Annotated in this window: 10 protein-coding genes; 5 read left to right on the top strand and 5 right to left on the bottom strand. The window is 73.5% G+C overall.

Annotated features, from left to right (window positions below):
* The first annotated feature begins 36 nt into the window (after positions 1-36).
* A complete protein-coding gene (locus tag JX575_RS05060; protein ID WP_186341392.1) occupies positions 37-372 on the top strand; it encodes a YnfA family protein in 336 nt (111 codons plus the stop codon).
* Between the two features lie 24 nt (positions 373-396).
* Here the strand turns inward: JX575_RS05060 and JX575_RS05055 are convergent, their stop codons facing one another.
* On the bottom strand, positions 397-1,593 hold the full coding sequence (locus JX575_RS05055) for an acyl-CoA dehydrogenase family protein (RefSeq protein WP_186341391.1): 1,197 nt from the start codon (positions 1,591-1,593) through the stop codon (positions 397-399).
* Between the two features lie 495 nt (positions 1,594-2,088).
* On the opposite strand from JX575_RS05055, the gene JX575_RS05050 reads away from it, so the two are divergent.
* Positions 2,089-3,870 (top strand): biotin carboxylase N-terminal domain-containing protein, encoded by a 1,782-nt coding sequence (locus JX575_RS05050; RefSeq protein WP_241005340.1) that lies wholly within the window; start codon positions 2,089-2,091, stop codon positions 3,868-3,870.
* 12 nt (positions 3,871-3,882) lie between these two features.
* On the opposite strand, the gene JX575_RS05045 is transcribed toward JX575_RS05050, so the two are convergent.
* Positions 3,883-4,830 carry an AraC family transcriptional regulator gene (locus tag JX575_RS05045; RefSeq protein WP_186341390.1) on the bottom strand — a complete coding sequence of 316 codons (948 nt, stop codon included), beginning with the start codon at positions 4,828-4,830 and terminating at the stop codon, positions 3,883-3,885.
* An 83-nt stretch (positions 4,831-4,913) separates the two neighbouring features.
* Between JX575_RS05045 and JX575_RS05040 the strand changes: the two genes are divergently transcribed.
* Positions 4,914-5,405, top strand: coding sequence for an anthrone oxygenase family protein (locus JX575_RS05040; protein ID WP_186341389.1), 492 nt, complete (start codon positions 4,914-4,916; stop codon positions 5,403-5,405).
* Positions 5,406-5,420: 15 nt separating this feature from the next.
* Here the strand turns inward: JX575_RS05040 and JX575_RS05035 are convergent, their stop codons facing one another.
* Positions 5,421-6,179: a TetR/AcrR family transcriptional regulator gene (locus JX575_RS05035; protein WP_186341388.1), complete on the bottom strand. Its 759-nt coding sequence runs from the start codon at positions 6,177-6,179 to the stop codon at positions 5,421-5,423.
* A gap of 124 nt (positions 6,180-6,303) precedes the next feature.
* On the opposite strand from JX575_RS05035, the gene JX575_RS05030 reads away from it, so the two are divergent.
* Entirely contained in the window at positions 6,304-7,245 is a 942-nt protein-coding gene (locus tag JX575_RS05030) for an NAD-dependent epimerase/dehydratase family protein (protein WP_186341387.1), read from the top strand.
* Between the two features lie 60 nt (positions 7,246-7,305).
* Positions 7,306-10,698: a pyruvate carboxylase gene (locus JX575_RS05025; RefSeq protein ID WP_186341386.1), complete on the top strand. Its 3,393-nt coding sequence runs from the start codon at positions 7,306-7,308 to the stop codon at positions 10,696-10,698.
* Here the strand turns inward: JX575_RS05025 and JX575_RS05020 are convergent.
* Positions 10,685-11,626, bottom strand: coding sequence for an SGNH/GDSL hydrolase family protein (locus JX575_RS05020; RefSeq protein WP_186341385.1), 942 nt, complete (start codon positions 11,624-11,626; stop codon positions 10,685-10,687). The genes JX575_RS05025 and JX575_RS05020 overlap by 14 nt on opposite strands.
* Complete coding sequence (locus JX575_RS05015; protein ID WP_186341384.1) at positions 11,623-12,855, bottom strand: SpoIID/LytB domain-containing protein; 1,233 nt, start codon at positions 12,853-12,855, stop codon at positions 11,623-11,625. Before JX575_RS05015 ends, JX575_RS05020 begins: the two co-directional genes overlap by 4 nt.
* Between the last annotated feature and the right edge of the window lie 19 nt (positions 12,856-12,874).

The following is a 12,874-nucleotide window of genomic DNA, read 5'->3' as shown; positions in this document are numbered from 1 at the left end:
CGGGTCGCAGCACCTCGGGCTGCCAGACTCCCGGACATGTCCGTCGTGATGTCGCTCGTCCTCTTCGCCTTCGCCGCCCTGGTCGAGATCGGCGGTGCCTGGCTGGTCTGGCAGGGCATCCGCGAGGACCGCGGCTGGCTCTGGGTCGGCGCCGGCTTCATCGCACTGGGCCTCTACGGCCTCGTCGCGACGCTGCAGCCCGACGCCAACTTCGGGCGGATCCTGGCGGCCTACGGCGGGGTGTTCGTCGTCGGCTCGCTCGCGTGGGGCATGGCGGTGGACGGGTTCCGACCCGACCGCTACGACCTCGCGGGCGCCCTGGTCTGCCTGGTCGGCGTCGCGGTGATCATGTACGCCCCGCGCTCGACCTGACCGCCCCGCGTCTTCGCCCCCGGCTCACTCGACCGGCAGGCCGAGCCCTCGCGCGATCAGCATCCGCTGGACCTCCGAGGTCCCCTCGCCGATCTCGAGGACCTTCGCGTCGCGGTAGAAGCGCGCGACGGGGTACTCCTCCATGAACCCGTAGCCGCCGAAGACCTGCGTCGCGATGCGGGTCGCGGTCACGGCCGACTCCGTGGCGTAGAGCTTGGCGACCGCGGCCGCCTGCTTGAAGGCGCCCATCGAGACCGACCCACCTGCGTCCATCGCGTCCTTCATCGCGGCCGCCTTGTAGGTCAGGAGACGCGAGGCGTCGAGCATCACCTGCAGGTCGGAGACTTGGAAGGCCACGCCCTGCTTGCGTCCGATCGGGCCGCCGAAGGTCTGCCGCTCGCCGGCGTACTCCAGCGACATGTCGAGGCACGCCTGGATGCAGCCGACGGCCAGGGCCGCGATGGCGACGCGCCCGTCGTCGAGCGTGGCGAGGAACTGCGCGTAGCCACGACCCCGCTCCCCCAGCAGGTGCGACTCGGGCACCCGAGCGTCGGTGAAGGAGAGGGGGTGGGTGTCGGAGGCGTGCCAGCCGAGCTTGTCGTAGGCCTTCTCGGCGGTGAAGCCGGGCGTGCCGGAGGGGACCATGATGGTCGAGATCTCCGGACGACCGTCCGCGCGATCGCCGGTGCGGGCGGTCACCGTGACCAGGGAGGTGATGGACGAGCCGGAGTTGGTGATGAACTGCTTCGCGCCGTTGACGACCCACTCGCCGTCCTCGAGGACGGCCTTGGTCCGGGTCGCGCCCGCGTCGGAGCCGGCCCCAGGCTCGGTGAGTCCGAAGCCGGCGACCTTCTCGCCGGCGACGAGCTCGGGGAGCCAGGTCTTCTTCTGCTCGTCGGTGCCGAAGGTGAGGATCGGGTTGATCCCGAGCCCGACGGCCGCCTCGAGCGTGATGCCCATCGACTGGTCGACGCGCCCGACCTCCTCGATCGCCAGGCACAGCGACGTGAACCCGCCGTCCTCCCCGGCCATCCCCGCCCCGCCGAACTCCTCCGGGGCGGTCAGCCCCATCAGCCCGAGGGCGCCCATCTTCTGCACGACGTCGGTGGGGAAGTGGTGCTCGCGGTCCCACTGGGCGGCGTGCGGCGCGATCTCGGCCTCGGCGAAGTCGCGGACGCTGCGGCGGAACTGCTCGTGCTCGGGGGACAGCTCGAAGGTCATGCCTCGCACCCTAGCGCCGCTAGGTTAGCGATCGCTAACCACAGGAGTGACGCACGCAACACGTCGGGCGTCGCACGCGCCCGAGCCCACCCGTCATCGCGGTGCTGACGACACCTCGTGCAGACGACTCCGCGGCCGTGCCGTCGCGCTGGCCGCCGAGCCCCGACCCCCCCCCATCACCATCGCCCCCGTCGCTTCCGGAAAGCCGTGGGTGCCCACCTGCGGGCGCGGCGGCTGCCCACGCGGGTCGCAGGCACCCCGCCGCGGAGCGCCTGTCCATCTCCTCACGCCCCGGAGGTCGACGGCGCCCGAGAACGCCGGCCACCAGCGCTCGTCCCTGTGGCGTCGCTCACAGCCGGCATCGCCTACGCGCGCATGGCACAGCCCACGCGGCAAGCGGCCCGTCGCGCGGCACTCGGAGCGCGGTAGCCTGCCGAGCGGTACGCCCTCCGGCTGCCCGTCCCCGCCCCTCAGTGTCACCGCAGGAGTCCTCGCGTGAGTTTGAAGAAGGTCCTCATCGCCAACCGTGGCGAGATCGCCGTCCGCGTCATCCGCGCCTGCAAGGACGCCGGCATCGGCTCGGTGGCGGTGTACGCCGACCCCGACCGCGACGCCCTCTTCGTCCGCCTCGCCGACGAGGCCCACTCCCTCGGTGGCGCCACCCCGGCCGAGTCCTACCTCGACATCGCCAAGATCATCGCGATCGCGGAGCGCTCGGGCGCCGACAGCATCCACCCGGGCTACGGGTTCCTCGCCGAGAACGCCGAGTTCGCCCAGGCCGTCATCGACGCCGGGCTGATCTGGATCGGCCCCCCGCCGGCCGCGATCGAGGCGCTGGGCGACAAGGCGAAGGCCAAGCACATCGCCGACCGGGCCAAGGCGCCGCTCGCGCCCGGCACCAAGGACCCGGTCAAGGACGCCGACGAGGTCGTCGAGTTCGCCAAGGCCAACGGCCTCCCGGTCGCGATCAAGGCCGTCTTCGGCGGCGGCGGCCGCGGCCTCAAGGTCGCCCGCACGCTCGAGGAGATCCCCGACGCCTACGAGTCCGCGGTCCGCGAGGCGGTCACCGCGTTCGGTCGCGGCGAGTGCCTGGTCGAGAAGTTCCTCGACAAGCCCCGCCACGTCGAGACCCAGTGCCTGGCCGACCAGCACGGCAACGTGGTCGTCGTCTCCACCCGCGACTGCTCGCTGCAGCGCCGCAACCAGAAGCTCGTCGAGGAGGCCCCCGCGCCGTTCCTCACCGACGAGCAGGTCGCCGAGCTCTACGAGTCCTCCAAGCGCATCCTCACCGAGGCCGGCTACCACGGCGCCGGCACGTGCGAGTTCCTCGTCGCCCAGGACGGCACCATCTCCTTCCTCGAGGTCAACACCCGCCTCCAGGTCGAGCACTGCGTCTCCGAGGAGGTCACCGGCATCGACCTCGTGCGCGAGATGTTCCGCATCGCCGCCGGCGAGGAGCTCGGCTACGGCGACCCCGAGGTCCGCGGGCACTCCATCGAGTACCGCATCAACGCCGAGGACGGCGGCCGCAACTTCATGCCCGCCCCCGGCACCCTCACCCGCTGGCACCCGCCGGCCGGTCCCGGCGTACGCCTCGACGGCGGCTACGACCAGGGCGAGACCATCCCCGGCTCGTTCGACTCCCTGATCGCCAAGCTCATCGTCACCGGCAAGGACCGCACCCAGGCCCTCGAGCGGTCCCGGCGAGCGCTCGACGAGTTCGTCGTCGACGGCATGCCCACCGTCATCCCGTTCCACCGCGCGGTGGTGCGCGATCCGGCCTACGTCGGCGCGTCCACCCCCACCGGGGAGGGCGAGTTCAGCGTCTACACCCAGTGGATCGAGACGGAGTTCGACAACCGGATCGAGCCCTACGCTGGCGACAGCGCCGAGGCCGACGCCCCCGGCGACCGGCAGACGGTCACCGTCGAGGTCGGCGGCCGCCGCCTCGAGGTCGTCCTGCCTGCCGGGCTCGGCGGCCTCGCCGCGGGCGGCAACGGCGGCGCAGGCGGGTCGAAGAAGCCGAGGCGCGCGGCCAAGAAGGCCGGTGCCGCGGCCTCGGGCGACGCCGTCACCTCCCCGATGCAGGGCACCATCGTCAAGGTCGTCGTCACCGAGGGCCAGGAGGTCGCCGAGGGCGACACCGTCGTCGTCATGGAGGCGATGAAGATGGAGCAGCCGCTCAAGGCCCACAAGGCCGGCACCGTGACCGGCCTGCAGGCCGAGGTCGGCGCCACGGTCACCAACGGCGCCGTGATCTGCGAGATCAAGGACTGAGCCGCCGCGACGTCATGGGATCTCCCGATCAGCAGCCCGCCGGTGGTCGCGCGGGCTGATCCCCCGCTCCCGCTTGAACGCCGCGCTCAGCGCGAACGGGCTCGCATAGCCCACCCGGCGTGCGACCGCGGCGAGCGTCGCGTCGGGCTCCAGGAGGAGGTCGGCGGCGAGGGTGATGCGCCAGTCGAGGAGGAACGCCATCGGCGGCTCGCCGACCAGCTCGGTGAACCGTCGGGCGAAGCCCGCCCGGGACACCCCGGCGCGCGCGGCGAGCTCAGCCACGGACCACGGGTGCGCGGGGTGCTGCTGCATCAGGCGCAGCGCGGGTCCCACGACGGCGTCCGCCTGCGCGGCGTACCACGCCGGGGCACCCGATCGCGGACGCGCGAACCAGGTGCGCAGCAGGGTGATGAGCACCAGGTCGAGGAGGCGGTCGAGCACCGCCTCCTGCCCTGGAGCGTCGCGGACGACCTCCTCCCCCAGCAGGTCGAGCAGCGGCGTGTCGAGCTCCTCGGCCCGCAGCACCAACGTGCGCGGCAGGGACCGGACCAGCCTGCGGGTGACCTCGCCCTCGAGCTGGTAGACCCCGGTGAGCAGCACCGTCTCGCCCACCGTGCTGTTGCCCCAGCTGCGCACCCCCTGGCTCATCTCCTCCACCACGACATGCCCGTCGACGGTGGTGCAGACCTGACCGGGGTGGATGACGAGCTGGTCGGGGGCGCCGGGGTCGTCGGCGATCGTCCAGTGGTCACGGCCGACCCACACCACGACGTCGCCAGCCGCCAGGCGGACCGGCTCCTCCCCGTCGGGGCGCACCCAGAGGTGGCCGCGCACCACGGAGGTCAGCGACAGCGGCGCCTCGTCCGCCAGCCGTATCGACCAAGGCGGGTCGAGCAGGATCCGGAGCAGGAAGGCGCGCCGGGCGCGCGGTCCGTCGAGCAGTCCGGTGAGTGCGTCCATCCCGTCCCACACTAGACGCACGCGCATGCCCGCGCGCTCCGTGACCATGGCAGGGCTCCACCGGCTGCGGTGGACTGGGTGCCATGACCAGCACCCCTCTCGGCCCCGCCCTCGTCCTCTCCCTCGCTGCGACCGTCGTCGCCGGGCTGCAGGCGGGCACCTACTTCACCTGGGCCACCGGGGTGATGCCCGGTCTGGCGCGGGTGGACGACCGGACCTTCGTGGCCACCATGCAGCAGGTCAACGTCGCGATCGTGAACCCGATCTTCCTCGCCACGTTCGCCGCACCGCCCCTCCTCGCGGGCGCCGTCGCGGTCCTGGGCACCGGGCCGGCGCGGCCCTGGGCGATCGCGGCCACGGTGCTGGCGGTGGGGACCGTCGCGATCACCGTCGCCGGCAACGTCCCGCTCAACGACGCCCTCGCGGCCGCCGGGCGCCTCGACGCCATCGCCGAGCTCGCCGCGGTCCGCGCGGACTTCGAGTCGCGCTGGGTCGCGCTCAACATCGCGCGCTGCCTCACCTCGGCCGGTGCGCTGGCCTGCCTCGCGGTGGCGGCCCTCCGGCTCAGGGGATGACGGGACCGGCGGGGCTCACCCCAGCCCGACCGTGCCGACCAGCAGGTCGAGGTGGTGCTCGAAGACGTCCTCGGGGTCGGTGAACGTGTCCGCGCCGTACTGGCCGAACACCTCGAACGACACGCAGCCGAACAACGCCGCCCAGGCGAAGAGGCCGCGGGCCACCAGCCGGTCGGGGACGGAGAGGTGCACCTCCTCGCGGATCCGCGCCAGGTCGCGCGAGAGCCGGGGCGGGTCGAGCGGTGCGTCGTCGACCACGATCGCCCCCGCGCGCCACGCGTCCTCCCACACCTCCACGAGCCGCTCGACCACCCGCGTGCCCGGCCCGGTCGTCCGCTCGGCGGGCGCCTCGTAGCCGGGCACCGGGCTGCCGAAGAGCAGGGCGTACGTCGCGGGCTCGCGCAGCGCCCACGCCCGGGCGGCGCGGGCGATGGCGACCATGCGTCCCGCGTGGTCGGCCGGATCCACCTCGGCCAGCGCCGCGTCCACGGCGTCGCCCAGTTCGTCGTAGCCGTCGATGACGAGCAGCGTCAGCAGCTCGTCGCGGCTCGCGACGTAGCGGTAGACGGCGGAGGACACCAGGCCCAGGTCGCGCGCGACGGCCCGCAGGGACAGCGCGGCCGCGCCGTCGGTGGCGAGGTGATCCCGACCGATCCGCACGATGTCGCGCATCGTCTGCTCACGTGCCCGGGCGCGCGGCGAGGAGGCGCGGGCGGCGGGCGCAGATGGGGTCGGCGAGGCGGGCGAGGAGGGCTTCGTCCGGGAGTCGGCCATCCCGACATCCTCGCACATCGGTGAGCACGTGTGCCGAAAGAGAGCATCGCTCTTGCTTTTGTCGTCGGACGTCGCCATGATGGTCGAACCGAGAGCACCGCTCTCTCAATCCCCGGGAGATCCCATGAGCACCGTCCACGTCGTCACCGGAGCCGGCCCCGTCGGCTCCACCGTCGCCCTCCAGCTGGCCGACGCCGGCCAGCGGGTCCGCCTGCTCACCCGCTCGGGCAGCGGGCCCGTCCACCCCCTGGTCGAGCGCCACCGCGTCGACGTCTCGCGCCCGGAGGAGCTGGGCGACGCGTTCGCCGGGGCGGTCGCGGTCCACCACTGCATCCACGGCTCGGCGTACGACGCTCGCGTCTGGCGCGCCGAGCTGCTTCGGGCCGAGCGGGTCGTGCTGGAGGCGGCGGGACGGGTGGGGGCCGTGGTCGTGTTCCCCGAGAGCCTCTACGCCTACGGGCCGGTGACGGAGGTGATCACCGAGGTCACCCCGCGCACCGCGAGGACGGGCAAGCTCGGGGTCCGCACCGAGCTGCTGGCCCAGCGCGACGCCTCCCCCACCCCGACCGTCAGCGTGGCCGCGTCCGACTTCTACGGTCCGCTGGTCCGCAACGCCCACGCGGGCGAGCGGATGGTGCCCACCGTCCTGGCCGGGCGGACCATGCGCGTGCTGGGCAGCCCCGACCAGCCGCACTCGTTCACCTACGTCCCCGACCTGGCGGCGGCGATGATCACGGCCGCTGCCCGCGAGGACCTGTGGGACTCGTTCCTCCACGCCCCCACCGCTCCCGCCCCCACGCAGCGCCGGCTGGTCGAGATGGTGGCCGAGGCGGCCGGGGTACGCACGCCGCGGGTCGCCTCGGTCCCGGTGCCGGTGCTCGGCGCCGCGGGCCTGCTCTCGCGCCGGGTGCGGGAGATGGCGGAGACCGGCTACATGTTCGCCCGCCCGTTCGTCATGGACTCGACCGCGAGCGAGCGCCGGCTCGGCCTCGCCCCGACCCCGCTGGCGGAGGGGGTGGCACGGACGGTGGCGTGGTGGCGCGAGGAGCAGCACGCTGCCGCCTGAGCCGCCCGGGGTACGGACAGGTGATCCACCTCACACCCGGCGCTCGATAGCGTGCGGCACATGTTCTCCAAGGTGCTCGTCGCCAACCGTGGCGAGATCGCAGTCCGGGCGTTCCGTGCCGCACGCGAGATCGGCGCGCGCACGGTGGCCGTCTTCCCCTACGAGGACCGCGGGTCCGAGCACCGGATGAAGGCCGAGGAGGCCTACCAGATCGGCGAGGTGGGCCACCCGGTCCGCGCCTACCTCGACCCGCAGGCCATCGTCGACGTGGCGGTGCAGTGCGGGGCCGACGCGATCTACCCCGGCTACGGCTTCCTGTCGGAGAACCCCGCGCTCGCCGAGGCGTGCGCCGCCGCCGGCATCACCTTCATCGGTCCCAGCGCCGAGGTGCTCACGCTGACCGGCAACAAGGCACGCGCGATCGCGGCCGCCCGCGGCGCGGGGGTGCCCGTGCTCGAGTCGGTGCCGCCGTCCACGGACGTCGAGGAGCTCCTCACCGCCGCCGAGCGCATCGAGGCGCCCCTCTTCGTCAAGGCCGTCGCCGGTGGCGGCGGTCGCGGCATGCGGCGCGTGGAGGACCGGGCCGACCTGCGCGAGGCGATCGAGACCTGCATGCGCGAGGCGGAGGGCGCGTTCGGCGACCCGACCGTCTTCATCGAGCAGGCCGTCGTCGACCCGCGCCACATCGAGGTGCAGATCCTCGCGGACGGCACCGGCTCCGACGGCGGCGTCATCCACCTCTACGAGCGCGACTGCTCGGTGCAGCGCCGCCACCAGAAGGTCATCGAGATCGCCCCGGCGCCCCACCTCGACCCGGAGCTGCGCGAGCGCATCTGCGCCGACGCGGTCCGCTTCGCCCGCGAGATCGGCTACACCAACGCCGGAACGGTCGAGTTCCTCCTCGACCCCGCCGGGCGCTACGTCTTCATCGAGATGAACCCCCGCATCCAGGTCGAGCACACGGTGACCGAGGAGGTCACCGCCGTCGACCTCGTGCAGTCGCAGATGCTGATCGCGGCCGGCGCCACCCTCGCCGACCTCGACCTGACCCAGGACTCGGTGCGCCCCCGCGGCTTCGCGCTGCAGTGCCGCATCACCACCGAGGACCCAGCCAACGGCTTCCGCCCGGACACCGGCCGGATCACCACCTACCGCTCCCCCGGCGGTCCGGGCGTGCGGCTCGACGGCGGCACCACGTACTCGGGCGCCGAGATCAGCCCCCACTTCGACTCGATGCTCGCCAAGCTCACCTGCCGCGGGCGTACGTTCGAGGCGGCCGTGCAGAAGGCCCGGCGGGCGCTGCTCGAGTTCCGCATCCGCGGCGTCGCCACCAACGTCGGGTTCCTCCAGGCCGTGCTGGCCGACCCCGACTTCGCGGCCGGGGGCGTCACGACCTCGTTCATCGAGGACCACCCCCAGCTGCAGAGCGCCAGCCTCGGCGGCGACCGCGCGACCAAGCTGCTGGCCTACCTCGCCGACGTCACGGTCAACCAGCCGCACGGCGCCGCACCGGTGAGCGTCACCCCGGTGAGCAAGCTGCCGCAGCTCGACCGCTCCGGGCCCGTGCCCGACGGCACCCGCCAGCTGCTCCGCGAGGTCGGGCCCGAGGAGTTCGCCCGTCGGCTGCGCGCCCAGGACCGGGTCGCGGTCACCGACACGACGTTCCGCGACGCCCACCAGTCGCTGCTCGCCACCCGCGTCCGCACCCGCGACCTCCTCGCGGTCGCCGACCACGTGGCGCGCACGACGCCGCAGCTGTGGTCGGTGGAGTGCTGGGGCGGGGCGACGTACGACGTCGCGCTCCGCTTCCTGTCCGAGGACCCGTGGGAGCGGCTCGCCGCACTGCGCGAGGCCATCCCCAACGTCGGCCTGCAGATGCTGCTGCGCGGGCGCAACACGGTCGGCTACACGCCCTACCCCACCCAGGTCACCGAGGCGTTCGTGCAGGAGGCCGCCGAGACCGGCATCGACGTGTTCCGCATCTTCGACGCCCTCAACGACGTCTCGCAGATGCGCCCGGCCATCGACGCGGTGCGGGCCACCGGCACCTCGGTGGCGGAGGTCGCGCTCTGCTACACCGGCGACCTGTCCTCGCCCGACGAGCGCCTCTACACCCTCGACTACTACCTGCGCCTGGCCGAGCAGATCGTCGACGCCGGCGCCCACGTGCTCGCGATCAAGGACATGGCCGGCCTGCTGCGCGCGCCCGCCGCCCGCACCCTGGTCGCGGCGCTGCGCGAGCGCTTCGACCTGCCGGTGCACCTCCACACCCACGACACCCCCGGCGGCCAGCTGGCCACGCTGGTCGCGGCCATCGAGGCGGGGGTCGACGCCGTCGACGCCGCATGCGCGGCGATGGCCGGCACCACCTCGCAGCCCGCGTTGTCGGCGCTGGTCTCCGCGACCGACCACTCCGCGCGGGAGACCGGGCTGTCGCTGGCCGCGGTCAACGCGATGGAGCCCTACTGGGAGGCCGTACGCCGGGTCTACGCGCCCTTCGAGTCGGGCCTGCCGTCCCCGACCGGGCGGGTCTACCGCCACGAGATCCCCGGCGGCCAGCTGTCCAACCTGCGCCAGCAGGCCATCGCGCTGGGCCTGGGCGAGAAGTTCGAGCAGATCGAGGACATGTACGCGGCCGCCAACGACATCCTCGGCAACGTCGTGAAGGTGACGCCCTCCTCCAAGGTGGTCGGCGACCTGGCCCTCGCGCTCGTCGCCGCAGGCGCCGACCCGGCCGACTTCGAGGCCGACCCCGCCTCCTACGACGTCCCGGACTCGGTGATCGGCTTCCTCAACGGCGAGCTCGGCGACCCGCCGGGCGGCTGGCCCGAGCCGTTCCGCACCAAGGCCCTCGCCGGCCGCACCTGGAAGCAGCCGGTCGAGAGCCTCACCGACGACCAGCGGGCCCGCCTCGCCGACGACCGGCGGGCGGCCCTCAACGAGCTGCTCTTCCCCGGCCCGACCGCGGCGTTCGAGGAGTCGCGCGCGGCCTACGGCGACCTGTCGGCGGTCTCCACGCTCGACTACCTCTACGGCCTGCGCCGCGGCGAGGAGCACCGCGTGCAGGTGCGCGAGGGACGCGAGATGCTGTTCGCCCTCGAGGCCATCAGCGAGCCGGACGACCGCGGCTTCCGCAACGTGATGGCCACCGTCGACGGCCAGATGCGCCCGGTGCAGGTGCGCGACCGCAGCATCTCCGCCGACGTCGCGTCCGCCGAGAAGGCCGACCCGACCGACGGCGGCCACGTCGCGGCCCCCTACGACGGCGCCGTGACGGTCGCCGTGGCCGAGGGCGACGACGTCGAGGCCGGTCAGACGGTCGCGACGATCGAGGCGATGAAGATGGAGGCCGCGATCACCGCCGCCGTGGCCGGCACGGTGCAGCGACTGGCGGTCCGCTCCACGCAGGCCGTCGAGGGCGGCGACCTGGTGCTGGTGATCAGCCCTCGTTGACGACGACCACGTCGGGGTCGGGCTCGGCGTGCTCGGTGACCTCGGGGTCCTCCCCCGTCACCTCGCGGAACACCTCGGTCGCCACGGCACGCATGCCGTTGACCTTGGGATGGAACGGCGCGGCGATGCCTGCGCGGAACTGCGGTCCGTTGACCCAGGCGCGGCCCTTCGCGCACACGTCGTGCCCGTCGGAGACCGCCGCCATGTCGACGTAGGACGCGCCCGCGGCCAGTGCACCCCTGCGCAGCGAGTCGTTGAGGACGCCGGCGACCTCCGCCACCGGCCGCAGGACGTCGGCGGGCACACCGACGGCGGGGCAGGAGCCGTCGCTCGGCAGGATGTCCGGATAGCCGACGACCAGCACCTCGGCGTCCGGCGCGGCACGCGTGATGCGTCGCACCGCCTGCTGGATCCGTCCGGCGACCCTGGCCGCGTCGGCGCGCAGCCGCTCGACCGGACAGGCGGCCCCCGTGCCGGCCTGGCACTGGATCAGCGCCTCGTAGATCCCGAAGTCGTTGCCCCCCATCCCGAGGGTGACCAGGTCGGTGTCGGCCGAGACCGCGTCGAGCTGCGGAGGGGTCGTCTGGCCGTCGAACGTCAGCATCGGCTCGTAGAGGTCGGCCGTCGTGGCCGCGGAGCAGGTCACATCGGTGTAGCTCGCGACCTCGAGCCAGTCGGCCAGGAAGGCGGGGTAGTTGTCCTTGGAGCGGGCGCAGCCCTGGGGGTCGGTGCGCATCGTGCCGATGAACGGTCCGGCCGAGAACGAGTCGCCCAGCGCGACGTAGTCGATGTCGCTGGTCGGCTCGGTGCCGAGGCCGAGGTCCGGCAGGTCGGTCTCGCCGTCGCCGGCCGCCTGGCCGGAGTCGCACGCGGAGGCGGCGAGCGCGAGGGCGACGAGCGCCGCCGCGAGCCGGAGGCGTCGGGTCACGGGCGGGCGGGGCCGTTCTGGCGCGGGGTCACGGCGAAGGTGAACCAGTCGGAGTAGAGGCCGAGGTAGGAGCGGACGGTGTCGCCGCTGACGGTGGCCCGGCCGCCGGTGAAGACGAACGCCATCTCGGTGACGCGACCGCCCCAGTCGCCGTTGCCGTCGCGGGAGACGACCTCGATGCCGGTGAGGTCGCCCAGGTCGGGCCAGTGCTTCTCGACCTGCGTGTCGTCGACGGTCGTCGACCACGTGGCGTACGTCGGGTTGGCCAGGCCGTCATAGGGGTCGGCCTGCGCCACGAGGTAGGGCATCGACCCGGCCGAGGAGAAGCCGCCGTTGCTGGCGGAGAACTGGGTGAACGCCGGGCGGCCGCCGTGGAAGAGGCCCTGACGGGCGGTGGCGCGGATCGCGGCGGTGGCGGACGGGTGCTCGACGTCGGCGCCGCCGTAGACCTGGCAGAGCGCGGTGTCGCAGAGGTCGTAGTGGGGCGCTGCGGGGTGCGAGCGCTCGAACGCCGCATAGGTGCGCGCCGCCACGGACTGGGCGCTGACCGCCGCGGGCTCCCAGAGCGCCGGCACCTCCTCGGGCACGACGCCGCGCAGGTAGGCCTCCATGCCGATGCGGTTGACGGTCTGGCGCTTGCCGCCCTGGCGGGCCGCGACCGACTGCAGGGTGCCGCGGTAGTCGCGCCGGCCGCCGGGCAGCACCAGGGTGAGCCGGCCGTCGGCGGCGCGGAACTCGCCCTCGCCGCGGAACGTCTTCCACGTGCGCCACCCACCGCCCTTGGTGCGCTGGACGGCGGTGCGGTCGCCCTGCGCGATGAGCCGCCACTTCTTCGCCGGCAGCTGCGGGATCCGCCAGGTGCGGCCGCGGCCGAGGCTGGTGACCTTGAGCCCGCGCTCGGCCACGACCTGGACGTCGCGGCCGGTGTCGGCGGTGATCAGCACGCGCAGCTTGCCGCGCACCTGCCCCCAGGTGGTGCCGGGGTAGTAGAACTCGTTGATCTGCTGCCAGGTGAGGCCCTGCTGGGCCGCGCCGAGGGCGCCGTACTGCGACATGCCGCGCCCGTGGCCGTAGCCGTGCCCGGTGATGGTGATCGCCGTGCTGCCGGGCGTGGACCACGCCTCGACACGTTGCCGCGGCTCTGCCGACGCGGGCGCGGAGACGGCCGCGGGCAGCAGCAGCGCGCTCACGGCGAGCGCGAGCGGCAGCAGGCGGGAACGGGTCTTCATGTCTCTTCTCCCCCAAGGA

The sequence above is a fragment of the Nocardioides sp. zg-1228 genome, from assembly GCF_017086465.1.
In the GTDB taxonomy this organism is placed as follows: Bacteria; Actinomycetota; Actinomycetes; order Propionibacteriales; family Nocardioidaceae; genus Nocardioides.
Note: the sequence above shows the minus strand (reverse complement) of the source record. Positions and strands in the feature narration are given on the sequence as shown.

Bases quoted from the DNA above. Each gene is read 5' to 3' on its own strand.
- JX575_RS05060 (WP_186341392.1), top strand. From the start codon at position 37: ATGTCCGTCGTGATGTCGCTCGTCCTCTTCGCCTTCGCCGCCCTGGTC.
- JX575_RS05055 (WP_186341391.1), bottom strand. From the start codon at position 1,593: ATGACCTTCGAGCTGTCCCCCGAGCACGAGCAGTTCCGCCGCAGCGTC.
- JX575_RS05045 (WP_186341390.1), bottom strand. From the start codon at position 4,830: ATGGACGCACTCACCGGACTGCTCGACGGACCGCGCGCCCGGCGCGCC.
- JX575_RS05040 (WP_186341389.1), top strand. From the start codon at position 4,914: ATGACCAGCACCCCTCTCGGCCCCGCCCTCGTCCTCTCCCTCGCTGCG.
- JX575_RS05035 (WP_186341388.1), bottom strand. From the start codon at position 6,179: ATGGCCGACTCCCGGACGAAGCCCTCCTCGCCCGCCTCGCCGACCCCA.
- JX575_RS05030 (WP_186341387.1), top strand. From the start codon at position 6,304: ATGAGCACCGTCCACGTCGTCACCGGAGCCGGCCCCGTCGGCTCCACC.
- JX575_RS05025 (WP_186341386.1), top strand. From the start codon at position 7,306: ATGTTCTCCAAGGTGCTCGTCGCCAACCGTGGCGAGATCGCAGTCCGG.
- JX575_RS05015 (WP_186341384.1), bottom strand. From the start codon at position 12,855: ATGAAGACCCGTTCCCGCCTGCTGCCGCTCGCGCTCGCCGTGAGCGCG.